Annotated in this window: 16 protein-coding genes and 1 pseudogene; 10 read left to right on the top strand and 7 right to left on the bottom strand. The window is 43.4% G+C overall.

Annotated elements, in window-relative coordinates:
• Positions 1-81 precede the first annotated feature (81 nt).
• The 3 genes from metK to B9G53_RS19580 all read left to right on the top strand — a co-directional run bounded on the left by metK (position 82) and on the right by B9G53_RS19580 (position 4277).
• Positions 82-1320 (top strand): methionine adenosyltransferase, encoded by a 1239-nt coding sequence (gene metK, locus B9G53_RS19590; RefSeq protein WP_094535148.1) that lies wholly within the window; start codon positions 82-84, stop codon positions 1318-1320.
• Positions 1321-1405: 85 nt separating this feature from the next.
• A complete protein-coding gene (locus B9G53_RS19585) occupies positions 1406-2458 on the top strand; it encodes an NADP(H)-dependent aldo-keto reductase (RefSeq protein WP_094535147.1) in 1053 nt (350 codons plus the stop codon).
• Entirely contained in the window at positions 2430-4277 is a 1848-nt protein-coding gene (locus B9G53_RS19580; protein ID WP_254923741.1) for a phosphodiester glycosidase family protein, read from the top strand. Before B9G53_RS19585 ends, B9G53_RS19580 begins: the two co-directional genes overlap by 29 nt.
• A 113-nt stretch (positions 4278-4390) precedes the next feature.
• On the opposite strand, the gene B9G53_RS19575 is transcribed toward B9G53_RS19580, so the two are convergent.
• The 5 genes and pseudogenes from B9G53_RS19575 to B9G53_RS19560 form a co-directional block, all read right to left on the bottom strand.
• Positions 4391-5122, bottom strand: a complete 732-nt coding sequence (locus B9G53_RS19575; protein WP_094535146.1) for a Uma2 family endonuclease — start codon at positions 5120-5122, stop codon at positions 4391-4393.
• Between the two features lie 96 nt (positions 5123-5218).
• Positions 5219-7858: a M1 family metallopeptidase gene (locus tag B9G53_RS19570; protein WP_094535145.1), complete on the bottom strand. Its 2640-nt coding sequence runs from the start codon at positions 7856-7858 to the stop codon at positions 5219-5221.
• 113 nt (positions 7859-7971) lie between these two features.
• On the bottom strand, positions 7972-8205 hold the full coding sequence (locus B9G53_RS19565; RefSeq protein ID WP_254923746.1) for a hypothetical protein: 234 nt from the start codon (positions 8203-8205) through the stop codon (positions 7972-7974).
• A 45-nt stretch (positions 8206-8250) separates the two neighbouring features.
• Positions 8251-8466: pseudogene (locus B9G53_RS28685) on the bottom strand (IS256 family transposase); the annotation flags it as partial.
• 98 nt (positions 8467-8564) lie between these two features.
• On the bottom strand, positions 8565-8948 hold the full coding sequence (locus B9G53_RS19560) for a transposase (RefSeq protein WP_176453280.1): 384 nt from the start codon (positions 8946-8948) through the stop codon (positions 8565-8567).
• Positions 8949-9004: 56 nt separating this feature from the next.
• Between B9G53_RS19560 and trpA the strand changes: the two genes are divergently transcribed.
• Together trpA and B9G53_RS19550 are read left to right on the top strand one after the other, a co-directional pair.
• Positions 9005-9799, top strand: a complete 795-nt coding sequence (gene trpA / locus B9G53_RS19555) for a tryptophan synthase subunit alpha (RefSeq protein ID WP_176453279.1) — start codon at positions 9005-9007, stop codon at positions 9797-9799.
• Positions 9800-9901: 102 nt separating this feature from the next.
• Positions 9902-11086 carry a F420-0:Gamma-glutamyl ligase gene (locus tag B9G53_RS19550; RefSeq protein ID WP_094535144.1) on the top strand — a complete coding sequence of 395 codons (1185 nt, stop codon included), beginning with the start codon at positions 9902-9904 and terminating at the stop codon, positions 11084-11086.
• A gap of 190 nt (positions 11087-11276) precedes the next feature.
• Here B9G53_RS19550 and B9G53_RS19545 read toward each other — a convergent pair whose 3' ends face one another.
• On the bottom strand, positions 11277-12920 hold the full coding sequence (locus B9G53_RS19545) for a ShlB/FhaC/HecB family hemolysin secretion/activation protein (protein ID WP_094535143.1): 1644 nt from the start codon (positions 12918-12920) through the stop codon (positions 11277-11279).
• A gap of 285 nt (positions 12921-13205) precedes the next feature.
• Here B9G53_RS19545 and B9G53_RS19540 point away from each other — a divergent pair, with 285 nt between their 5' ends.
• The 3 genes from B9G53_RS19540 (at position 13206) to B9G53_RS19530 (ending at position 21021) form a co-directional block, all read left to right on the top strand.
• Positions 13206-15839 carry a filamentous hemagglutinin N-terminal domain-containing protein gene (locus tag B9G53_RS19540; RefSeq protein ID WP_094535142.1) on the top strand — a complete coding sequence of 878 codons (2634 nt, stop codon included), beginning with the start codon at positions 13206-13208 and terminating at the stop codon, positions 15837-15839.
• A gap of 181 nt (positions 15840-16020) precedes the next feature.
• Positions 16021-18543, top strand: coding sequence for a filamentous hemagglutinin N-terminal domain-containing protein (locus tag B9G53_RS19535; protein ID WP_094535141.1), 2523 nt, complete (start codon positions 16021-16023; stop codon positions 18541-18543).
• Positions 18544-18603: 60 nt separating this feature from the next.
• Positions 18604-21021, top strand: coding sequence for a CHAT domain-containing tetratricopeptide repeat protein (locus B9G53_RS19530; RefSeq protein ID WP_094535140.1), 2418 nt, complete (start codon positions 18604-18606; stop codon positions 21019-21021).
• A 41-nt stretch (positions 21022-21062) separates the two neighbouring features.
• Here B9G53_RS19530 and B9G53_RS19525 read toward each other — a convergent pair whose 3' ends face one another.
• Positions 21063-21152, bottom strand: a complete 90-nt coding sequence (locus tag B9G53_RS19525) for a cytochrome b6-f complex subunit PetN (RefSeq protein WP_094535177.1) — start codon at positions 21150-21152, stop codon at positions 21063-21065.
• Between the two features lie 300 nt (positions 21153-21452).
• On the opposite strand from B9G53_RS19525, the gene B9G53_RS19520 reads away from it, so the two are divergent.
• Together B9G53_RS19520 and B9G53_RS19515 are read left to right on the top strand one after the other, a co-directional pair.
• Positions 21453-22358: a DUF928 domain-containing protein gene (locus tag B9G53_RS19520; RefSeq protein ID WP_094535139.1), complete on the top strand. Its 906-nt coding sequence runs from the start codon at positions 21453-21455 to the stop codon at positions 22356-22358.
• 107 nt (positions 22359-22465) lie between these two features.
• Positions 22466-24781 (top strand): CHASE2 domain-containing protein, encoded by a 2316-nt coding sequence (locus B9G53_RS19515; protein ID WP_094535176.1) that lies wholly within the window; start codon positions 22466-22468, stop codon positions 24779-24781.
• Positions 24782-24853 lie beyond the last annotated feature (72 nt).

Genomic DNA, 24853 nt, shown 5'->3' with positions numbered 1-24853 from the left:
ACGCCTTGTACTATGATGGATAAATCTTAAGAGATACAAAAATTTTGCCTTATTACTTCTTGCGTTTAGGAGGAAACATAGTTGGCTAGTCGCTTCTTATTTACATCTGAATCAGTTACGGAAGGTCACCCTGATAAAATTTGTGATCAAATTTCCGATACGATTCTCGATACCTTATTGGCTCAAGATCCGCGATCGCGTGTCGCTGCCGAGGTTGTAGTTAACACGGGTCTAGTCTTGATCACAGGGGAAATCACAACTAAAGCGCATGTCAACTACGTCGATATTGCTCGTAAAAAAATTGCGGAAATTGGTTATATAGATGCTGATAATGGCTTTTCAGCAAATAGCTGTGCGGTGATGGTCGCGCTTGATGAACAGTCTCCCGACATTGCTCAAGGGGTGAATGTAGCGCTTGAAGCCCGCACTGGTGCAGAAGAAGATGCAGCCCTCGAAGCAGTTGGCGCTGGTGACCAAGGAATTATGTTTGGGTTTGCCTGCGATGAAACGCCTGAGTTTATGCCCATGCCGATCGCGATCGCCCACCGCTTAGCCCGTCAGTTATCTGTGGTTCGTAAAAATGGCACTTTGGCTTATTTGCGTCCTGATGGCAAAACTCAAGTCACCGTGGTTTATGAAGGTGATAAGCCTGTGGCGATCGATACGATCCTGATCTCGACACAGCATGATGCGGCGATCGATGGCATTAGCGATGAAGCCAAAGTACAGGAAAAGATCAAAGATGATCTCTGGACACATGTAGTTTTGCCTAGCTTTGCGGATACTTCAGTCAAGCCTAATGACCATACTCGTTATCTGGTTAACCCCACAGGCAAATTTGTAATTGGTGGACCACAGGGTGACTCTGGTCTAACAGGACGCAAAATTATCGTTGATACCTACGGCGGCTATGCTCGTCATGGTGGCGGTGCTTTTTCGGGCAAAGATCCCACAAAAGTAGATCGCAGTGCTGCCTATGCAGCCCGTCATGCTGCTAAAAATATTGTGGCGGCTGGTTTAGCAAGTAAGTGCGAGTTACAAATCAGCTATGCGATCGGTGTGGCGCGTCCTACCAGTATGCACATCGATACCTTCGGCACTGGCAAGGTTGACGAGGAAACTTTACTCCGCTTAGTTAAGGATCATTTTGATTTGCGTCCTGCGGCGATTATTAAGAATTTTGATTTACAAAATTTACCAAGCGATCGCAAGGGTCGTTTTTATCAAGATGTGGCAGCCTATGGTCACATGGGACGCAATGATTTAGACCTCCCTTGGGAACGTCTAGATAAAGTAGAAATCCTGAAAAAGAACGCTTAATTTAATAAAGAAGAAAGGCTCGCTTAGCGAGCCTTTCTTCTTTATGCGATGGTATTGTTATGTTTGCGGTATATGTGCATTCAACATGGAATATAAGAGACTAGGTACAAGTGAACTCTTGGTGTCCGAAATTTGCCTAGGAACAATGACCTATGGGCAACAAAACACGATCGCTGAAGCCCATGAGCAACTAGATTACGCGATCGCACAGGGGATCAATTTTATTGATACTGCCGAGATGTATCCAGTACCGCCAAATGCAGCGACACAGGGTAGAACTGAGCAATATATTGGTGAATGGTTAGCACAACCACCGGTCAAGCAAAAACGCGATCAATTAATTATTGCTACCAAAATTATTGGCACAGGTCGTAATTACAAATGGCTGCGAGATGACTCGATCGCGGCTCTCAGTCGCAAAAATATTTTGCAAGCGGTTGATGACAGCCTCAAGCGATTGCAAACTGACTATATCGATCTATATCAAATTCACTGGCCTGATCGCAATGTACCGATGTTTGGACAAGTGGGTTTTGAGCCTATGCAAGAGCGAGAAATGGTTAGTATCGCTGAACAACTAAAAACCTTTGCCGAATTAATTCAAGCTGGTAAAATCCGCCATTTAGGAGTCAGCAATGAAACTACATGGGGTGTTTGCGAATTTAGTCATACTGCAAAGCAGCTAGGTCTACCCAAGCTTGTCTCAATTCAAAATGCCTATAGTTTGCTCAACCGTACCTTTGATAGTCACCTTGCGGAAGCTTGTTATCGTGAACAGGTAAGTTTGCTTGCCTATAGTCCACTTGCCTTTGGACATTTATCGGGTAAGTATGTTCAAGGTTCAGTATCTAATACTCGGATAACGCTATTCCCAAACTTTGGGCAGCGCTATAGCAAAGTTAATGTCAAAGCAGCTACGACAGAATATGCGGCGATCGCCCAAAAATATGATTTATCGCCAACCCAATTAGCACTAGCCTTTGTACGAAGTCGTTGGTTTGTGGCAAGTACGATCATTGGCGCGACGACAATGGAACAACTCAAGGAAAATATCGACAGTGTTAATATTCAGTTAAGTGCGGAGATTTTGGCAGAAATTGACCAAATTCATGCTCGTTATTTCAATCCTGCGCCTTAAGCCCATCATGAAAATGACATACCATAAAACGCTAATTCCCTTTCTTGCTGCCGTTAGCTGCCAAATCTTGATTGCTGACAGCGCACCTTCGGCAACCATACCCGATAGTGGAAGTGTAATTCAATTAAATGGACAGCCTTGGTCAGGACGTTGGATCAGAAGAGTGGAGCAAGGGCAACAAAGCTTATACGTGCAGGAAGATTGGCTAACAGGTGGCTTAGGCGTGCAGATGCTGGATTCGGAGAAAGCCGATCGCCAAAGATTGCGGTGGTTTTCGAGTCCCACATTTTCGCGAGTTGCCTTTGATAGTACAGGTCGATTTCGCTATCTCGATCTTGCGCCTTTCGCTGAGCAATGGCGGACAGAAATTGCAGGCAATTCTCTGAATATTTATACTCCTGATGCGACTATGCAAGCTGTGCGTCGCAGCAAACAGCCTTGGGGCGATCGCCTTGTGATCGATCTGAATCGCCGTACTCCTTGGCGAGTTAGTCAACAGGGAAATGTGGTTAATGTAATTGTCTCGGCTGAGGTGGCGGCTGAATTGCCCATTGGCACAAATGCGATCGCAGGTAATTTAGTCAAGTCGGTTAATGTGCAGCCACAGGGCAAATTAACCCAGATTCAGATTCAAACGAGTGCGCCGATTAATCCTGCGATCGAGATGCTCAGTAGTCCGACCCCTAAGATTGTGATCGATTTACGTCGTGACTATGTACCACCAAGTTTAACTGTGCAATGGGCGGAAGGATTACGAAGAATTGAACGAGTGGTGGAAATTCCCAATAAACCAAAGACTGATAAAGATCCGAAAACAATTAAGTTTGCGGTGACGGCTCTAGAAGTTGACTTGAAATCTCCACAATTAAAATTACGCGCTATCTGGAGTAATCCCGATGGTTCTCCTAACGGAATCTTAGGTTTGATGCCTCTGCCGCAAATGGTGCAACAGGCGCAAGCGGTAGGGGCGATTAATGGCGGATTTTTTAATCGGATTCGGAAGTTACCCGTTGGCGCAATTCGTGAAGGAAATCGTTGGTTAGCAGGAACAGCGCTAGTGAGAGGGGCGATCGCTTGGAATGAGAAGGGTGAAACGCTGATTGATCGCCTAAATTTCAAAGAAGAAATCAGTACCGCAAGTCAAATCACGATTGCGCTGACTAATCTCAATAGTGGCTATGTCCAACGAGGCATAGCTCGTTATACGCCCAATTGGGGAAGTGTATATTCACCACTCACCGAAAACGAACTTTTAATTGTAGTTCGGGGCGATCGCGTCGTGGCTCAATATCAAGGCGGTGCAGTGGGTGTGGGTCAAATCACTATACCCAGTGATGGCTATATTTTAGTAGCAAGACAAACCCCTGACGCGGCTAAACAATTACCTGTTGGCATGACTGTCCGTGGTCGTCAGGCTTTCATTCCTGATAAGTTTGCGAATTTCCCTAACTTAATTGGCGCAGGTCCACTACTACTTAAAAATGGGAGTCTATCCTTAGATGGCAAAGTAGAACAATTTCAATCAGGATTTGATACTCAAGCTGCTAATCGCAGTGCGATCGCTACTACGAAAGAGAAAGGTAAACTAATCCTTGCTACTGTTCAAGCTGCACCTGAAGGCGTTGCTCCTAATCTCTTGCAAACTGCGGAAGTTCTCAAAAAGATGGGAGCAGTTGATGCACTTAATCTTGATGGTGGTAGTTCTTCGAGCTTGTTTTTAGGTGGTGAAATTCTCAATCGTCCTATAACAGAAATTGCTCCTGTACATAATGCGATCGCCATTTTCATTACTCCACCACCAGCCAAACCACAATTCTAAACCTATTTGCATTTTGCCTATGGCAAAATGCAAACCCAAAAACCTTACTCTGATTATTTTTTGTTTTTCCAATGAGTACGCACGCATTGGAAAAACAAAAAATAATCATAATTTCATTCAGGTAGTTCGCCGAAGCGATCGCGATACTTTTGCAACATTGCCTCCATCTCATCAAGCTTTACTGCTGCTTGCTCCGCACGTTGATGTTCTTGCTCCGCACGTAAGAACTCCTGCTCAGCCCGCAGACGCTCCTTATTTGCGCGTAAGCATTCCTCTTCCAGCATAGTATTGATTTCGATATAAGAATAGAACTTAGTTCCATCAGGACGATAGATTTGCAACTCATCAGTGAGATTAAAGCGAATACCTAATCGGGGGCTGACCCAATCATGGGATTCGGGAATGGTATCCAAACTACCTGCATTCCTAATCAAAACCTCAAGATTGTTGTTGGTAGGATTGTAAATGTAATATTCCTCAACGCCATAGCGATCATAAAAGAGTAGCTTTTTTGCCATTTCTACAGCTTTATTGCTTGGAGACAGAATCTCAAATACAACTTGAGGCGCAATATTATCCTCTTCCCATTGTTTATATGAACCGCGATCGCCTTTAGGGCGACCAAATACCACCATCGTGTCAGGAGCAGCCGCAATTTCAGTTTGTCCCTCAACGGGATACCACAATAAATCGCCAGCAACAAATACTTGAGGATCGTTAGCATATAGCCAGTCAATATTTTGTTGAATCGTCAAAATCCATCGAAACTGCTTGGTATTATCTGCCATCGGTTTCCCGTCACTTTCGGGATAAATAATTTCAGCTTTGCTCAGTTGACCGACCATAGTTTTTGGCTCCCGAACGTATGGAGATTGCCTATTATATTGCGATTTTTATGACGGTAGTTTAAAAGAACAAGCACCCAAGGGGTGCTTGTTCTTTTATGGTTTGGCTTTTGCCTCGATCGCCTCCAAACGACTCTTGAGATCTTGATTGTCCTTACGCAGTTGATCCAGTTCTTCTCGCAATTGTTTTAGTCCTGCATCCTTACCGATCGCCTTTTGAACACGTTGAATTGCTTCGTCAGCAACACGACGCACCCTTCCATCGGGCGTAGAATCAGACAGCGATCGCAATACGCCGATAGCTGCTGCACTATCGACTTGCCCAAGAGCGCCAACAACAGCCATCTGTGTTAAGAAGAAAGTTTCTTGAGCAATTACTTTCAAACGATTGAGAATCTGCTCGGTCTTCGGTTTCGATTGGGATTTACCCATTGCACCTAAAGCTCGGATTGAGGCTAAACGCAATGGTTGTGGGACATTAGGCTCCGTATATTTGAGAACCGTTTCCAGAGCCTCATCGGAATCTTTGAGCTTAGCTAGACCTGCGATCGCACCCGAACGCACGACTTCATTCCAACCTGCTCTCTCTTTGAGAACTGTTTGTAAGAGCTTGACCACCTTCGATGGTTCGCGTTCTGTACTCAAAGCTGCTGCCAATTCACCCGTTAGCCTTGCGGCGGTTGCTTCCACATTGTAGCTAGGATCACCCTTTTTGATGAAGGGCTTGATCAGATCTAAACTCTTCTGCACCTTGTTTTGGGCTAAGCCACTGATCACCGCCATTCTTACCTTCGCATCTGGATCTTCCAACCCTTTAGCCAAAGCTTCAAAAGCTTGATCGAGTTTAATCGCGGCAAGATTTTCAGCAATCTCCACACGCACACCCCAGAATTTTTCATCGACAAGGGCTTGTCCGAGAGCTTTTACCGCTTCCAAGCCACCTTTTTTCGCCAAGGCTTCGGCGCATTGAATTCTGGCGATCGGATCGGGATCGAACTGCAAGCCAGCTTTTAGTTCCGCAACACCATATTCCAGACTGACTTGCTTGAGATAGTTATTACCGCGATCAAAACTGATGTATTTGGGCTTCTGTTTTAAAGGGAAGTAAAAAGCTTGATCTTTCTCAAATACGCGCACTGTGAAAGCTTGATTCTCGGACACTTCTTCAAAGCCAAAACCAATGGGAATCTTCAAATCAAACAATTCATCTTGAGTTTGCGTAACTGTGACCTTCGCCAAGTTATTATCCCCATCCCAGCTATAGCCAATCTTATATTCGGGATGTCCACCACGAAATACATATTGATCGAAAAGGAACATGCAGTTTTTGCCCGTCGCTTCTTCGATCGCTCTCAGCAGATCAATTGTCTCCACGGTTTTATGGGCATTAGTCTGCACAAAATGATGGATTGCTTTCCAGAACAAATCATCGCCTAACTCAGTGCGAAGCATGTGATAAACACAGCCACCCTTCTCGTAGATATGGCGATCGTATAGTTCGATCGCTTCCCGATACACATGGGTTACCATCGGACGACGATAGCGCTCTTTGTCTTCAGAAATATAGCGACGCGCTTCACCTAGTAAGTAATAAGCAGCTTCTTCGGCTCCATATTCATGGTCTGTCCATAGAACTTCGGCGTAGGTCGCTGCGCCTTCCTTAACCCAAGCATGAGACCAATGCTTAATCACCAATAAATCGCCAAACCATTGGTGCGCCAACTCGTGAGCTACCAAACTTTCGCTAGAGCGATTATCGATCGCCGCTCTCTGATCTAAGACACAGCGATCGGTTAGTAGCGTCGTGGAAGTATTTTCCATGCCACCGAAAATGAAGTCAGCAACACAGACCTGTGCATATTTAGGGAACGCATAGTCATAGCCATACTTTTTACTGAAGAATTCGATCATCTGCGGTGTTTTGCCCATCGTCAGGATTGCTTCTTCGGCAGTGCGTGACTTATCGACGTAGTAAGTGACAGGCTTACCCTTCCATTCATCCTTTACTTCTACAAAGTCACCGATCGCTAAAGTCATCAAATAGCTAGGATGCACTTCCTTTTGCGACCAATGATAAATCTTTTCTTTTTTCTGATCCTTAACTTCAATCAATTCCCCATTAGAAATCACCATTAATTCTTTAGGAACCTTAATCCGAATCTCGGAAGTCGCCAGTTGTCCAGGATAATCAAAGCAAGGGAACCAATAGCGAGAGTCTTCATCTTCGCCCTGCGTCCAAACTTGTGTGGGCTTATCAGGTTGATGCTCCGTCGGTTGCACAAAATAAATCCCGCGTTGGGGTTGCTCAGCCACATAGGCGATCGCAATTTCGATTGGTACACCTGCCTTCGTCGGCTGATTCAGATAAATCTTCAGAAATTCGCCATCATAGTCAAACTTGCATTTAGTCTTGTCTGGATCGGGCTTCGCTTCTATTTGATTGGTAATTGCGACATGATCAATCCGCAAACTCACTGCATCCAAAGTCAAATCAGTGATGCCATCGCGCACAGGTCGCAGACGAATCTTGCAAGTACCTGCGATCGCTTGCTGCGGAATATCAAGTACCAAATCTAGGGCAATATGCTCAACCTGTCCTGGGCGATCGGGGTTGTAATGTGGCTTTGCTCCTGGTAGGTGAAAAGACTTATGTTTTTTTGATTTGTCACTATCTCCATCCCAAAGTCCTAATTCTGAGACTAATTCTAAATAGCTATCCCAAGATTTGCGGGTCATAAAACTCGATCTCTAATACGTGCCTTGATTTCACCATAGTATAGCAATCTCAAAAAAAGTGGGAAAAAGTTAGGAGAGATAGATTTGAAAACAACTAAAAATTTAGTAAGTAGCTAGGCATAAGAAAACTCAAAATAGGAAGTATCAAAGCCAAGTGAATCGTAACGGGAAAGAAGAGCATCTTCTAAGCCCCAGATTAAATTATCCTCAGCGTCGAACATTTGGCGGAAGGCTTGTTGTACGGCATCCCATAAACTTTCACATTGACCGATAATCTTACTGACATGCTGTTTTAACCTTGCCCAAAATTTCTCAATCTTGTTTAAGTCAGGAGAATAGGGAGGCAGAAATATTACCTGAGACTGTCAAGCAAAGTGTGTAAAGTCTAGAGGCTAGATGTGGAGACGATCCTCAAAGAGGATGGCAAAGCGATTAAGTGCAGGTTTCCAATCACGAATGGAGCCTCGTCCACTTCTTCGAGATATTCCGCATTGCCAAATAGACCAATTTGAAAGCAGCCTCATCAGAGAGAAAAATCTGTTGAGACTTAATCACTTTCCGCAAACTGCTATAGCTATATTCATCGACTCAATGGCATTGGTGGTATAGAACCCATTTGGTATCTTAGGAAGACAAGAAAAAGGAGCCAAATATCGGATATAGCAGCAACCTAAGCGATCAAGAGTGGGAGATTATCGAACCTCTGTTACCCAAAAAGAAGAAAACCAGACCACCAATGATGGGTGACTAGAATAACTTGGAAATGTCGTTGGGCAGATTTCTTAAAGTGTAAATTAGACCATTGTTGGATTTGCACCTGCCCGATAGTCTCATCCTCTAGGGTAGAAGTTGATTGGGCTTCTCCCCAACTAGCAGCATTGGCAAGTTGGAATTTGTCACCATGTTTGCGGGGACGACCACAGCCACTATATCCCGCAGGAGATTTGTATAAGCATCGATTCGGACGTAATCGCAGTAGTAAGTCTGATGGAATATCCTCGGTCAAATTCATAAAGGCGGCACTGCCATATTCACTGTCATAAGTGGCGATCGGTCTTGCTGACAAATATTGGATGGGTATCAGTAACAAATAGCCATGAGGCGCTACTATAATACGGGACTACATTTTGTGGGAATTTTTACGTCATGATATCCGTCTCCGCTCGATTTGAAGAACTGCGAGCTAAAGGGCAACCCGCTCTTATTCCATTCATTACGGCTGGTGATCCTAGCTTAGAGACAACAGCAAAAGCTTTGCGGGTCTTGGATCAAAATGGTGCGGACATGATCGAGCTTGGTGTACCTTACTCTGACCCACTTGCTGATGGGCCCGTAATTCAAGCCGCAGCGACAAGAGCTTTACAGAATGGGACAACCCTAGAAAAAGTTTTAGATGTTGTCCGAGCCGTTGCGCCAGAACTACGATCGCCAATTATTTTATTTACCTACTACAACCCCATCTTGAATATGGGTGTAGAAAAGTTTTTGCAAACAATTTATGAAGCAGGAGCGCGTGGTCTAGTAGTTCCCGACTTACCTCTTGAAGAATCCCATGTTTTGTTAGAACCTGCTCAAAAAGCAGGTATTGAAGTGATTTTGTTAATTGCGCCCACTAGTCCACCCGATCGCGTAGCCGCGATCGCCGCAAAGTCACAGGGTTTTATTTATGTGGTCAGCGCTACGGGTGTTACGGGTGTGCGTACTGAAGTTGCTAAGGGTGTCAAAACGATGATTGAGCAACTGAGAGTGATCACAGACAAACCGATCGCCGTTGGTTTTGGCATCTCGCAACCTGAACATGCCAAACAAGTGATCGATTGGAATGCCGATGGGGCGATCGTTGGTAGTGCGATGGTGCGGAAACTTGCAGAGCCTGATGGTGGCTTACATGCGATCGCTGAACTTTGTAAAACTCTCAAGCAATCTATTAGTAGAGATTAAAGGTTAGCGACCAATTTTTTAGTCAATTAGCAAAGCTGATTCACTAAAAAATTGGTCATTACTCTTAGGGCTTAAAGATTAGGAAGTAGGTATTTAAGGCTTATGAATATTTTGATTGGTGTGGGTATTGCGATCGCGGTTTTGGGTGGTCTAGTTGTGTTGCTGTGGTTATTGTTTGAGTGGCAATACACAACTCGTCAAGGCAATTTACTAGAATTTGATAGTGGAATTTGGCAATTTTTGACCTATGAGCCTGATCACTATCGTTTGGAATTGCTACTAACGGCCACAAACAAAACTCGTAATCTGGATGTGTTCTTAGTCGAAGTAGATCCTGTAATCTCGATATTGTCTAGTGACAGCCTTGATGGAATCAAAAGCCAAGTACAGTTAAGATCGCGCCATCCTCAGGCTGCCAGTCGGAATGACAACTATTGGGAGTCCTATATTGTTAATCCCAATCACAGTACAGGTGTTGAAATTCAGATTGACCTGAATGGCAAAAACTTAGAAGAACTAAAAACTGTATGGGTACGTGTCCATTACACAATTTACGGGCCTGCAGGACGAGAAGAAAAAGTTAAGCATTGCATTATCCCTTTACAGTTTCCTGACGCGAATCAAAGGGAACGCTGGCGACCTACCCCAGATGCAGATGTGTTGCCCATCCGCACACACATTTTATCGGCGGGAGATAATCCTGTGGAAGTGATGCAGCGCTATGTGATGAGTCATGCTCAAGCGGGTGATATTGTGACGATCGCCGAAACTCCGATTGCAATTATGCAAGGCAATTTCTATCATCCCAGTGACATTAAGCCCAAGTGGTTAGCCAAGCGTCTCTGCTATTACTTTAAAAGTACATCGAGCCTCGCCACGGCTTGCGGTTTACAATCATTGATTAATGAGTCAGGGGCTTGGCGCGTTGCTTTTGCCTTTATTGTCGGTGCTTTAGCCAAAGCATTTTTGCGAGTGCCTGGGGTGTTTTATATGCTGGCTGGTGATCAGGCACGACTGATTGATGACGTAACAGGGACTTTGCCACCCTATGATCAATTTATTGTCCTCGGCCCCAAAAATCCCCAAGCAGTGGTTGATGAAATCAAAGCAGGCACTGGGCTAGAAGCAGCGATCGTCGATGTCAACGATTTGCGTCGGGTCAAAGTGTTAGCGGCAACTTCAGGGGCCTCCGAAAAGCTTCTCAACCAAGCACTGTTAATGAATCCTGCGGGGAATGCTGCCGAACAGACTCCCATTGTTTTGATTCGCCCCAACAGTGGTGCATAAAAACTAGAGAGGGCTATAGCCCTCTCTAGTTTTATACGAATCATATCAATTCACAAAAACAAGCCCAGTAACGGCTCCACTTATCTTACAAAACCCAAGAATTGATTGGCGGCGCAGAGCGCCGCCAATCAATTCTTGGGTTACAAAAGCACAAAATGGCGTAGCCATTTTGTGCTTCGGGATAACATGCCTAGAACTGATAACCCAAACTGAAATAAAAAGCTGACTCTTGTAAATTTGTACCGCGATCGCTGAGATTGACAAAGGGAATTGCGTAATCTAAGCGTATATTTAATTTCTCTAAGGGCGTAAATAGTAGTCCTAGTCCACCGCCCGCTAAAAAGTTTTGACTGGGTAAAATGTTTGGATTATTAGCATGATTCCAGATTGCACCAGCATCTAGAAAGGGAATCACCTGTAACAGAGACGCATTCTGTTCATTGCGAAGCGCCACAAATCGATTTTCTAAGGAGAAGCGAAACCCATTATCGCCAGTACGCGCATTTTGGCGAAAACCTCGCAAAGACTGACCGCCGCCAATGGTGAATTGTTGCGAAGATAACAAGGGATCGGCAGATAATTGCAAATCTAAAGCACCGATTAATAATGAATCAGTTCCCAAAGATTGCACGCGCTGAATTTGTCCTAGCCAACTTAAAAAAGAGCCACTGGGTGTCGCCACATTTGTAGAACCAAATAAACCTGTTCCTAAACTGAACTGCGATCGCAAAGACCAAGCTCCCAATAAATCGCGTAAGGTATAATCCTGACCAAACTTAATCACACTAGTGCGGGTTGTTCCGTCTAATTCTGGTCCAAGCCCAAAGGGTGTAGCAAGATCGTTAAAGGCAAATGTCTGTCCTCTTTGATAGCTATAGCCTAGAGACAGCGCAAATTCTTCTACATTTGACCTGACTAACGGCTGACGAAAATTCAGATCAAATAAATTATTGTTCCCACGAATATTCAAGATATCAAAAGGAGACTGCGTAATCCGATAGTTGCTAGGGGAATATCGCAATGATAAAGTTCCATTCATCGGATTGAGTGGAATGCTGTAGGAAAGATCATATTGGTTGGAGCCTCCCGTGGTAGTTCCGTAATAGGAAGCCGTAAATGTATCACCATTGCCAGAGAGATTCCGAAAGAACAAGCCCCCACCGTAACGCTCTGAACCAACTGCGGGAGGCGAGAAGTTGTCGATACTGGCAAATCCCCCAAACTGATTCGCTTCTTTCACGGTAACGATGAGAATACTGCTATCAGCTTGACTTCCTGATTTCAAACTAGCTTCAATATCGCTAAATATGGGGTCTGCACGCAACAATCGCAATTGATCTTCGAGTTTAGCGGTGTTGAGAGGCGTGCCAGTTCCTAACTCTACTCGCGATCGCACATAATCAGGATTAGTATGAGTTAAGCCTAAAACTTCAATTTTTTCGACTCTTCCTTCGATAACTTGAATGGTAACTATGCCATCAACTACTTTCTGCGGATCGAATATTGCTTGAGAAGTGATGTAGCCTCGATCAGCATAGATTTGGGTAATTGATTGAGCAGCCTGTTGGATTTGTTCCGTAGTTACTTGCTGACCTTCTAGGTTCTTAGAGATTGTCGCTAGTTCTGCACTAGTTAAGATCGTACTACCAATAACTTCTACTTTTTTAACAGCGATCGCTTGAGCAATTGGAGATGAAACTATGGGCGCTGGTGTAGTTAGAGAATTGCCCGAATTAAGCGTTTCTGCTGCTACTGTTTCTGCCAAGCTAAGCAGAACATAGCCAAAAAGCAAGAAATGCGATCGATGATGACTAATTAGTTTGACGAAGCTCATGATACTAATATCAATTTTGGTTGGCAACAGTTCAACAAAGAATAACTTGAGATCGTAAGTTTAGAGCATAATTTTTTTTAGATCCTATATTCAATATACAAAAATTAATACTATTTGCCATATTGTTCAGGTGTTTAAATGTTATAAAAGTCTTTTAATGCTCCTCACTAATCAATGGTTTGAGAGATTATAGTTTTAGTGCAAATATCCTTTAAATCAAAGTAATTAAGAGCAGTTAAAAGCAATTAATATTTGTTCCTAACTTAATAACAAAGGAGAAGCAAAGTGTCTGTAGTTGTCAAGAGTAATTTCGCGCAAATTAGACGAGTAGCGATCGCACTACTACTGATGCAACCCTTTGTTATGGGAAGTGATGCATTCGCTCAGTCAATTGCGCCAACTCAAGGTGTTGGGAATCTAGGCTCACAAGTCTCGACCGATGCTAATAATGCTCAGCAATTAAACATCACAGGCGGAACACAAGCCGCTGCGAATCTTTATCATAGTTTTCAGCAATTTGGCTTAACTCAAGGAGAAATTGCCAACTTTATGTCCAACCCCAGCATTCAGAATATTCTGGCACGGGTGTCTGGTGGAAATGCTTCGGTGATTAATGGACTCATTCAGGTTACGGGTGGTAATTCTAATCTCTATTTATTAAATCCTGCGGGAATTATTTTTGGTGCGAATTCTAGTTTGAATGTTCCTGCGGCTTTTACAGCGACTACAGCCAATGGAATTCAGGTGGGAAATGGCTGGTTTGGAGTAGATACAAGCGTTGACGCAATTAAGAACCTGTCTGGTAATCCTCAAGCTTTTGGATTCGCGGCTAACACTTCTAGTTCTAGCACTCCACAGAGCGCACCAGTGATCAACGCTGGCAATCTTTCTGTCAATCAAGGTCAAAGTATTACCCTCGTGGGTGGACTAGTGATTAACACAGGTACGATCGCATCGCCAGCAGGTAAAGTCACGATCGCCGCAGTAGCCGATGGTAAGTATGTCAAGATCACTCCTGAAGGTAGTCTTTTGAGTTTAGAACTGCCTGTCGCTGATCAACAAGAACTCTCACAGCGGTCAATTCTAGGTTCTGATCTGCCTAACTTGCTTACAGGTTCATCTGAACTTCGTAACGTAACTGGCTTAAATGTAGATAATTCTGGAAATGTATTAGTTGCTAATAGCCCTATCCCTTCAACTGCGGGAACAGCGATCGCATCAGGAAATCTTGATGTATCTAGCAATACTGCTAAAGGTGGTGAGATTAATGTTTTAGGCGATCGCGTTGGTCTAGTTTCGGCAAATCTCAATGCTTCTGGTGCGATCGGTGGCGGTACTGTTCTCATCGGTGGTGATTATTTGGGTAAAGGAATTGTACCCAATTCCCAAATCACTTTTGTTGACCAAACATCAACAATTAAAGCCGATGCATTGCAAACAGGAAATGGTGGCAAAGTAATTGTCTGGGCGGATGATAAAACTAGTTTTAGTGGCAAAATATCGGCGCGTGGTGGCATAGATAGCGGCAATGGCGGCTTTATCGAGACTTCTGGGAAAAACTATCTCAACGTTCAAAATGCATCAGTTGATGCTGCTGCGCCCAAAGGGAACGCAGGAAACTGGCTCCTAGATCCTCGAAATATTACTGTGCAGACTGGCGGAACGACTCTCCTGACCGATCCGCTAATTCTAAGCAAGTTAAACGATGCCGCCGATGTTTCCAATGATTTTACAATTGATTCATCTGTTATCGAGAATGCAACTGCAAATGTAGAGCTTGTTGCATCTAACAACATTATTTTTAATAACTCAGTATCTACCCCTAATGGTATCAACTTGAGTGCGACTGCTGGTGGTAATATTTCTGCATCATCTATTAATTCAGGTGGTGATATTACTTTTTCTGCTGCTTCTATTTCTGCTGACAATCTTTCTGCTGCTGGTGATATTTCAATATCATCTATTAACTCAGGTGGTAATATTGTCTTTACTCCTCCTACGATTTTTGTTGACAATCTTTCTGCTACTGGTAATATTTCAGTTAATGGCATTCTTACGGATAAAAATACTGGCAATATCTCAATAGTCAGCACAAATGGCAATATTTCGACGCAATCTATTGAAATATTAGACTTCTCGGATACTCCTACCCCAAATAAAAATAGCGTATCTTTAATTGCTAACAACGGGAACATTGTTGTTGATGGAACAATCCGACTTGGCTATCGCCCCACTTTGCTGTCTAGCACGGTTACAATCAGAGCGAACAGTTTTCGCGCGATCAACCCACGTCCTTTAAATGTTTATGCTAACAACAGCTTAATTCCTGCAAGCATGTATGTTTTTAATCCTAGAACATTAGGACTAACGGGTGATATAGCTTCCCGATTTGAACTAACTCTTCCCAATGATAGTCAACCTAGACTCATTGCTGGCAAAGCTACTGATCCGCTTGCTATTTCAATTGTCATTCTAAAAGATACTTTGTTTACTTTTTCTAAAGTTACACCACTCAGTACTTCAGGTGGAACTTTATCTATAGGTGAAAAAGTTCCTTCAATTCCCCTTCCAGCGACAGGCAGTGGAATTGAAGGCGCGATCGGTTTCGGATTAGAAAGCCCTCCTTCAATTGTTGTTTTAGTTTCCGACCAATCTTTTATCTCTAAGCTGAACTTGGGTGTTAATAATTCCAGTACAGAGATTAATAGTGGTGTTAGTGACGAGACAAAGATTCCTAGCACTGATAATGCAACTCAAGTTGCTCGCACTGCTGATTTACAAGCAAATGTTATTCAGTTTCAAGAATGTGAACCGACAGAAACCAAGAAACAAATTTTAACGATCACTGCATCTTTGCTTTCCTCACAACCTCGCACAACCCAAACTCCTAACCGTTCTAACTTACCACCCTGCAAATAAATACTTAAGTTATTTCTACTTAATAATGCTGATATACTTAGCCAAATTAATTTGGCTAAGTTAATATGTTAATGGGCTAATAACTAAAACTCTCAAAGTGACAAGTAAATTTCAAAAGTTTAATTAATTGGAATAACTGATATTTATTCCCATGCTTTAACCATCCCAAAGGAGAAACCTAATGTTCAAGGTAGTCAAGACTAACTTCCCACCCATTAGACGAGTAGCGATCGCACTACTACTGATGCAACCCTTTGTTATGGGAAGTTCAGCATTCGCTCAGTCAATTTTGCCAACTCAAGGTATTGGGAATTTAGGAACACAAGTCTCTCCTGATGCTAATAATGCCCAGCAATTAAACATCACAGGCGGAACACAAGCTGCCGCTAATCTTTATCATAGTTTTCAGCAATTTGGCTTGACTCAAGGAGAAATTGCCAACTTTATGTCCAACCCCAGCATTCAGAATATTCTGGCACGGGTGTCTGGTGGAAATGCTTCGGTGATTAATGGACTCATTCAGGTTACGGGTGGTAATTCTAATCTTTATCTATTAAATCCTGCGGGAATTATTTTCGGTGCAAATTCTAGTTTGAATGTTCCTGCGGCGTTCACAGCAACTACAGCAAATGGAATTCAAGTGGGCAATGGTTGGTTTGGAGTAAATACAGGAATTGATGATATCAAAAAATTAACTGGCACTCCTCAAGCTTTCGGTTTTGCTAGTTCTACTACAATGCCCACAAGTGAGCAACCTGCCGCGATCGCCAATGCGGGTAATCTCACAGCTAAAGAAGGGCAGAGCATTACTCTTGTGGGTGGTTTGGTCATTAATACAGGCACGATTTCCACAGAATCAGGCAAAATCACGATTGCCGCAGTGCCAGATGGGAAGTATGTCAAAATTACACCCGAAGGAAGTCTGCTGAGCTTACAACTACCGATCGCCGATCAAAATCAATTAGCGCAGTCAAATATTCAGGCAAAGGATTTACCGAATTTGCTGACTGGCTCAGCCACCCTCCTCAATCTAACGGGTTTAAATGTGGATAGTTCGGGTAATCTGCTTGTATCAGGAACAGCAATTCCCAAGACTGTGGGAACAGCGATCGCTTCGGGGAATCTCGATGTGTCTAGTAATACGAACAAAGGTGGGGAGATTAATGTTTTAGGCGATCGCGTTGGTCTAGTTTCAGCAAAACTCAATGCTTCGGGTGCGATCGGTGGCGGCACTGTTCTAATTGGTGGTGATTATTTGGGTAAAGGGATAGTTCCCAATTCCCAAATCACTGTGGTTGATCAATCATCAACAATTAAAGCTGATGCGTTACTATCAGGAAATGGCGGCAAAGTAATTGCTTGGGCAGATGATAAAACCAGTTTTAGTGGCAAAATCTCAGTTCGCGGTGGGCTTAATGGAGGGAATGGAGGCTTTGTCGAAACCTCTGGCAAAAACTATCTAAATATTCAAAATGCTCTTGTTGATGCTGCTGCCCCAAATGGAAGCATCGGCAACTGGCTTCTCGATCCGTTCAACATTATTGTCCAAATTGGAGGTGCTGCTACATTAGTCGATGTAGCTAATGCCGCAGATACAGTCAATACCTTCACAATTGCCCCTGCCACAATTGCGGCGGCGGTGGCAAATGTGACGCTTGTTGCATCTAACGATGTCACATTTAGCGATAGCGTAGTCATGGCTAATGCAGGAGTTGGTTTGACAGTTACAGCAGGGAGAACCATAACTGTTGCTGCTGGAGCGGACATTACCACGCAGAATGGCGCGATTAATTTTACGGCGGCAAATATGAATATTAATGCCATACTCAGTAACTTTGGTAATGATTCACCAGTTAACTTGAATGCCACGGGTGATATTACGATCGCTTCTCAGGGAAATACTTTTTTTGACCCCGCTATTGATGCTGGTAATGTCTCTATTGTTAGTACAAATGGCAATATTTCCACAGGAAGCATTAAAGCCATTACGACTACTGGCAGTAATGTTTCTTTAATTGCCAACAATGGCAGCATTACTCTGAATGGTTATATCCAATCTGGCTTTGTGAATAATGCTGCAAGTGACAGTACGATCACGATTAGAGGTAATAGCTTTCGGGCTATCAACCCGATCCAAGGACCTGCAAATATTGGGGGTCAACAGATTCCACTTAGTCTAGTAGTTTTTAATGCTAACCAACAGAATAATAATCCCACCACACCAGAACCCCGTCGCATAGAACTAACCCTACCCAATGACACTCAACCGAGAATCATCGCTGGTAGCGCTGCTAATCCCTTAAGTATTTCGATTGTGATTCTGCAAGATACTTCATTTAAGTTCTCTAAAATTACACCAACTCCTTTTGGAGTAGATTCTCCTATCGATCCACTTTTACCTACAGGTAGCGGCATTGAAGGAGCAATTAGTATTGGCACAACGAACATTCCCCCAAATGTCTTAGTTCTGCTATCTGACCAATCTTTTAGCTCTAATAGTAATGTGGTTGCTAATGCCTTAAATGGAGATGCGATCGCCACTGCAAGAACTGCTGACTTACAAGCAAATGCTGGTGATGTACAGGAATGTGAACCCACAGGTACAAAGAAACCACTGTTAACAATCACCGCATCATTGCCATCAGTACCAACTCGCGCCGCCCAAAGTTCTACCGCCTCTAAACTCCCACCTTGCAAAGAATAAACCGTTTGTAAGATTACGCCCCGAAGGGGCGTAATCTTACAAACTTGTTAGGATTGCTATATGAAAAACAAAATCTATCTCACTGCGATCGCTAGTGTAATTCTGCTCATAACGCCACTCTCAACATGGGCTGCCGCCCCTATCAAACCTACGCCTACGATCCCGACAAGTTCTCCAGCAGATGAGCTTGTCCAAACTGGGCTACAGCAGTTTCGAGCCAAACAGTTTGATCCAGCCATCTCTAGTTGGCAACAAGCACTAAAAATTTATCAACAACAAAAGAATCATAAAGGTGCAATCAACGTCCTTGAGACTTTAGCAGAAGCATCAAAAATGCTTGGCAAATACGAACAGGCGATCGCCTATTTGCAGCAGTTATTAGCTTTGGCTCAAAGTTTAGGCGATCGCCAAACGGAAGCCAATGCCCTTGGAAATCTTGGTAACAGCTATCGGGTGATTGGGAACTATGCAAAGGCGCTAGAAGTTCAAAACCAAGGATTAGTAATTAGAGAAGAACTAAATGATCAGCAAGGAGAAGGACAGGTTCTAGCTAGCCTCGGTAATATTCACTATGACCTTGGCAACTACAGAATCGCCATTAATTTTTATCAGCGTAGTCTTAAAATTGCGAAAGAGGTAGGTAATGTCAATGGAATTGTGTTTTTGCTGAATAGCTTAGGCGCGATCGCAGGTACAGAAGAAGAATATCCTCAAGCTATTAAGTACTACCAGCAAAGCCTCGATAATGCTAGAAAAATTGGTTTTCGGGAAGCGGAAGGAAACGCGCTGAATAATATCGGCTCTAGCTATCATGTACAGCGCAAATATAAAGAAGCGATCGCCTATTATGAACAAGCTTTAACAGTGGCTAAGGAATTAAAAAATCCTCGTCTTGAAGGTGCGGCAATCGGCGGCATGGGTTTAGCCTATGTATTTTTACAAGAATATGATAAGGCTTTATCGCTGCAAGAGCAAAGTTGGAAATTAGCTGAGCAAATCGGCGATCGGCGTCTCGAAGCAATGACTTTAAGCAATTGGGGCTATACATTGTGGCGATCGCAAAAGTATTCAGAGGCAGAACAAAAGTTTCTCACTAGCTTGAACTTATTGGAATCTTTGCGCTCTAACTTAAGTGATGGTGATAAAGTTTCCATTTTTGATACACAGCTTCATGCCTTTAATTTACTGCAACAGATTATGGTTGCTCAGAACAAACCTGAAGCCGCCTTAGAGATTGCTGAGAGAGGTCGCGCCCGTGCATTTGCAGAACTTCTTTCCCGTCGTCTTGACTCAAGTTCTGCTCCAAAAAACGATCAAAAAGCTGATCTAATTAGTTCATCCCTAACATCTATTAATATTGCGGATATTCGTCGTATAGCTAAACAACAGAATGCTGTAATGGTGGAATATTCTCTGATTGCCGATCCTACTTTTATCGGACAGGGAAAGCTTAAGGGTGAATATATCAAACTGTATATTTGGGTAGTCCAGCCTTCGGGGGAACTCGTCTTTCGGGAAGTCGATCTTACAAAACTTGATCTTACCATCGGTGATCTTATTGCTGATGTCCGTAGCTTATTTAATGATTCAGGGGTGATCGCTGAAGATCCCAAGGAAGTATTAGACAAGTATGCAGAGCTAAAGATATTACATAGGATTCTAATCCAGCCTATTCAAGACTTACTTCCTCAAGACGAGAATACTAGAGTTGTTTTTTTACCGCAAGGATTACTTTTTCTCGTTCCATTCGCGGCTCTAATTAATCCTCAAGGTCAATTCTTAATTGAGAAGCATACAGTGCAAATTGCGCCAGCAATTCAAGTTCTCGATCTCACCCATCAACTCCGCCAGCAATTGCAAAAGGTTAATTTGCAAGCCACTCTCATTGTTGGCAATCCCACGATGCCTAGTTTGGGTGATCCTCCTATCCAATTACCAACTTTATTGGGAGCCGAAAAAGAAGCCAAAGCGATCGCCTCGTTACTAAATACTACTTTTTTAACAGGTGACCAAGCCACAAAGATGGAAGTTGTCGCGAAAATGAAATCTGCTCGCTTTGTGCATCTGGCTACCCATGGCTTATTAGAGGAATATCGCAAAGGAGATATCCCAGGGGCGATCGCTCTTGCTCCTAGCTCAATAGATGACGGTTTTTTGACGGCTAGCGAAATTGTGACGATGCGCCTAAGTGCGGAGATGGTGGTACTAAGTGCTTGTAAAACTGGACAGGGCTTGTTAACGGGTGATGGTGTAATTGGTCTATCGCGATCGCTAATTACGGCAGGAGTGCCTAGTGTCGTGGTGTCTTTATGGGCAGTTCCTGATGATCCGACGGCTCTATTGATGACTAAGTTTTATCAAAAATTTCAGGCTGAACCTAATAAGGCGAAAGCTATCCGTTATGCCATGCTTGCCACCAAAGCCAAGTATCCCGATCCCCTTAATTGGGCAGCTTTTACCTTAATTGGTGAGAATTAAAAAAGGGGCGCAAAGCGCCCCTTTTTTAATTCTTGTGATTTTTATAGCCCGTTGCGTCCCCAGACGACAAAAGCGATCGAAAGTGTAAACATGCCAAGTACACCAAACCAACCCAATGACAAGATATCCATATTTTTGTAACGATTTAAATAAATTTTTCTAAGTATCATAATACGCTTTACCGTGCCAAAGAGAAAGCTGAAGCCCTAAAAGTCAATTTTATTAAAAGTACGTCAGCGACGTACTTTTAATAAAATTGACTTTTGTATAGCAACGTAAGAGATAGCTAGGACAAATCAAAACCCAAAAGATGAGTGGCGGCGCTCATCTTTTGGGCAAGCAAAACTTATATTGCTATAACAATGTTCAGTCGAATGTCTGTAGCAACTTTTTGATAGAAGATGCATTCTTAAATACTATCTAATTATTTTATGGGTATGATACTTGGTGCGCTCGATCTGCATGTCATATCCATAAAGGTCACTTTTTCTAGAGGCGATCGCATCATGGTTTCACCAAAATTTTCACCAAAAAACATCTTAATAGCATCAGCTTGCTCTTGCTTAGCTGTAAGTACAGTAATTGCCTTGCCATTGTCTTTGAGTTTTTTTACGCCTTCAGTTCAAGCCCAGTCACGTAAAGTGCGCTATGTTCCACCTAGCAATCTTGGTACTCTTACCGTTTCAGTACCAGGAGCTACCCGTAGTTCTGGTTGTACTGAAAAAGCTTGTCTAATTGGAATAGTGCCAGATTTAGTAGCAGACAATGCTCCAGTCCCTCAGACAATTTCCGATAGTCCAACGTTTTATTTCCTCGTCCCAGAAATTGATGGTCGAGCCTACTTTTATCTTTATGAAGTCGATAGTTCATCAGCTAAAGGTAAGCGAGTTTACCGCACATCTTTTAAGATCAAAAACAAGGCAGGTATTCTTGCTTTTAAGATGGGTGCTGTTAAAGGCGATTCAATTTTAGAGCTTAACAAAAACTATGTATGGGAATTTACCGTCAGTAGTTTGACTGATGCTGAGACAGTTCGCGGATCTATTCGTCGAGTCTCGCCAAGCAAGAATTTAGCCGATCAACTCAAAAAGACTTTCCTCCCTTTAGATCGTGCAGTTTTATTTGCTCAAGAAGGGATCTGGTTTGAAACTGTGCAAACTTTGGCTGAAGCTCAAAAAGGGCTTTATAAAAAGCCAGAAATTGTCAGCGAATGGACTGATTTACTGAAGTCAGCTACGCTAGAACGGGTGATTCCATTTACTTTTTTGAAAAGCCCAGTGGCAATACCTGAGCAAACTTTAGAACCTACAAAACCGACACAAAACAACGGCTATTAGCGATTAGACAAACCGCAAAACTTTGGTTAAAAGTTCTGCATTGCAGAACTTTTAACCAAAGTTTTGGGTTTTCTGTGGCTTTTTACGCTACGGATATTTACTTAAAAATGGCGATAAGATCTCGATTAAAAAACAGCTTGTGGAAATGGCGCGGAATTGCGATCGCTGCGCCAACCATTTCCCTATTCGTAATCGGGTTACGGCTAATTGGATCACTAGAATCGCTGGAATTAGCCATGCTCGACCAGTTTTTTCGATGGCGATCGCCTGAGCCTGAAGATCGACGCATCGTGATTATTGGCATTGATGAAGCCGATGTACGCCAATATCAATGGCCAATTGATGATGCTTTATTGACGAAATTATTAGATAAAGTACGACAGCAAAAGCCCCGTGCGATCGGCTTAGATCTCTCCCGTGACAAGACCGATAATGTCGGCTATCCACAATTAGAGAAGCTATTTAAGACCACTCCTAATTTAATTGGAGTTTATAAAACACCCGATCTAGTAGCATCAAATTTCTCGGTTTCAGATATCAAACCGCCTCCTGCGCTTGCCCAAGTCGATCAAATTGGCGCAGTCAATCTTCCCCTTGATACGGATGGGCGGATTCGGCGAGGAGTACTATCTTTGAGTCTACCTGATGGCAAAGTAGGGCTTAGTTTCGGTTTGCAATTAGCTCTACTCTATTTAGATGGTGAAAAAATAGTTCCCTTTGACCAAGCGCTTAATCCACCCAAATTACAAACTAATGATGGTGGCTATCACCGAATTGATGTGGGTGGACATCAATTTATAATTAATTACCGCCGATCGCAGCAAGGTTTTCAGACTGTGAGAATGGCAGATGTATTGGAAGGAAAAATCGCCCCCGATCTGTTGCGCGATCGCGTCGTAATGATTGGGGTAACCGCCGTAAGTCTGAGAGATTGGTTCTTCACTCCCCTTGATGGTGGGCTGGGCAGTACCAGAATTTTGACATCGGGGGTGGAAGTACATGCTCAGATTGTGAGCCATATTCTTAGTAGTACCCTTGATGGCAGGGTCGCAATTCAGACATGGGAAGAACATTGGGAATGGCTCTGGATTTTTGGTTGGTCACTAGTTGGATCGACCTTGATTTGGCAATGGCGCAATATCAACATCCAGAACCGAAAAATTCAATTGCTAGTATGGCGATCGCTAAGCATCTTAGTCTTAGCGGGAAGTTTATTTGCATCCTGCTTGATCGCGCTAACCTATGGCTGGTGGTTACCCTTTGTCCCTGCGGCGATCGCCTTTTTCGGAGGCGGTGTGATTGTCACTAGCTATCTAGCCATTACGGCGGCGCAGATTCGGACTTACTTTAGCCGCTATTTGACCGATGCTGTGGTCAAAAGTTTATTAGAGACACCTGAAGGGCTGAAACTAGGAGGTGATCGCCGCAAAGTAACTATCTTAATGTGCGATCTACGCGGCTTTTCCACAATTTCTGAAAAGATGCCGCCCGAAAAGGTTGTGGAAATTCTCAATGTGTTTTTAGGAACGATGACTGAGGCGATCGCTACTTATGAAGGCACAATTGATGAGTTTATTGGGGATGCGATTCTGGTGTTATTTGGTGCGCCGATCCATCGTGAAGATGATGCAGCACGGGCTGTGGCTAGTGCGATCGCCATGCAATTAGCGATGCGATCGGTAAATGATAGGCTTGCACAAATGCAGTTGCCCGAAATCGCAATGGGAATCGGCATTAATACAGGTGAAGTTGTAGCGGGTAACATCGGTTCCCAGTCTCGTGCTAAGTATGCCGTAGTTGGCAATCATGTAAATCTCACCGCCAGAATCGAATCCTATACTGTGGGAGGACAGATCTTAATTTCGGAAACGACCTATGCAGAAATACAGGAAATTGCCAAAACCAATGGCTCTATGGAAGTCGAGCCTAAAGGTGTATCGCATCCAATTTCGATCTACGATATTTGCGGAATTGGTGGCATCTATAATCTCGAACTTCCCTCTCTCAGTGATTCGTTGCAAATATTACCTACGCCTATTCCAATTACCTACCGCATTTTAGAAGAGAAGCACCTAGGCACAGAGATATTTACGGGAGAATTACGACAGATTTCGCCCTATGGAGCGGAGATTTTCTCGGATCAGGATGTTCCTGTATTAACCAATCTCAAACTCCATCTTCAAGTGTATGACCAAACCCAACAGCTAGAGATTGAAGGTGAAATCTATGCCAAAGTGTTAAAGCATCAACAACCTCATCAACAGCTACCAGAACAAGTCGCATCTAAGACGCTGGTGCTAGATAATAAGTTAGCGATCGCTGATATTTCCCAACCGCGATCGCCATACACTAAAACGATTTATGTACATTTCACCACAGTACCAACTAATCTCAAGGCGTGGCTCAAGTCAGTTAGTTGTTAAGTATCTAGGCATAAGTAAACTAAAAACCTAGAAAGCTGTCCCGCCCGCGTAGCGGGCGGGACAGCTTCTGGT

Origin of the sequence: Pseudanabaena sp. SR411, assembly GCF_002251945.1 — a bacterium.
GTDB lineage: Bacteria > Cyanobacteriota > Cyanobacteriia > Pseudanabaenales > Pseudanabaenaceae > Pseudanabaena.
This window is presented reverse-complemented; position numbering and strand designations above follow the sequence as displayed.

Bases quoted from the DNA above. Each gene is read 5' to 3' on its own strand.
- B9G53_RS19585 (WP_094535147.1), top strand. From the start codon at position 1,406: ATGGAATATAAGAGACTAGGTACAAGTGAACTCTTGGTGTCCGAAATT.
- B9G53_RS19580 (WP_254923741.1), top strand. From the start codon at position 2,430: ATGCTCGTTATTTCAATCCTGCGCCTTAAGCCCATCATGAAAATGACA.
- B9G53_RS19575 (WP_094535146.1), bottom strand. From the start codon at position 5,122: ATGGTCGGTCAACTGAGCAAAGCTGAAATTATTTATCCCGAAAGTGAC.
- B9G53_RS19570 (WP_094535145.1), bottom strand. From the start codon at position 7,858: ATGACCCGCAAATCTTGGGATAGCTATTTAGAATTAGTCTCAGAATTA.
- trpA (WP_176453279.1), top strand. From the start codon at position 9,005: ATGATATCCGTCTCCGCTCGATTTGAAGAACTGCGAGCTAAAGGGCAA.
- B9G53_RS19550 (WP_094535144.1), top strand. From the start codon at position 9,902: ATGAATATTTTGATTGGTGTGGGTATTGCGATCGCGGTTTTGGGTGGT.
- B9G53_RS19545 (WP_094535143.1), bottom strand. From the start codon at position 12,920: ATGAGCTTCGTCAAACTAATTAGTCATCATCGATCGCATTTCTTGCTT.
- B9G53_RS19535 (WP_094535141.1), top strand. From the start codon at position 16,021: ATGTTCAAGGTAGTCAAGACTAACTTCCCACCCATTAGACGAGTAGCG.
- B9G53_RS19530 (WP_094535140.1), top strand. From the start codon at position 18,604: ATGAAAAACAAAATCTATCTCACTGCGATCGCTAGTGTAATTCTGCTC.
- B9G53_RS19525 (WP_094535177.1), bottom strand. From the start codon at position 21,152: ATGGATATCTTGTCATTGGGTTGGTTTGGTGTACTTGGCATGTTTACA.
- B9G53_RS19520 (WP_094535139.1), top strand. From the start codon at position 21,453: ATGGGTATGATACTTGGTGCGCTCGATCTGCATGTCATATCCATAAAG.
- B9G53_RS19515 (WP_094535176.1), top strand. From the start codon at position 22,466: ATGGCGATAAGATCTCGATTAAAAAACAGCTTGTGGAAATGGCGCGGA.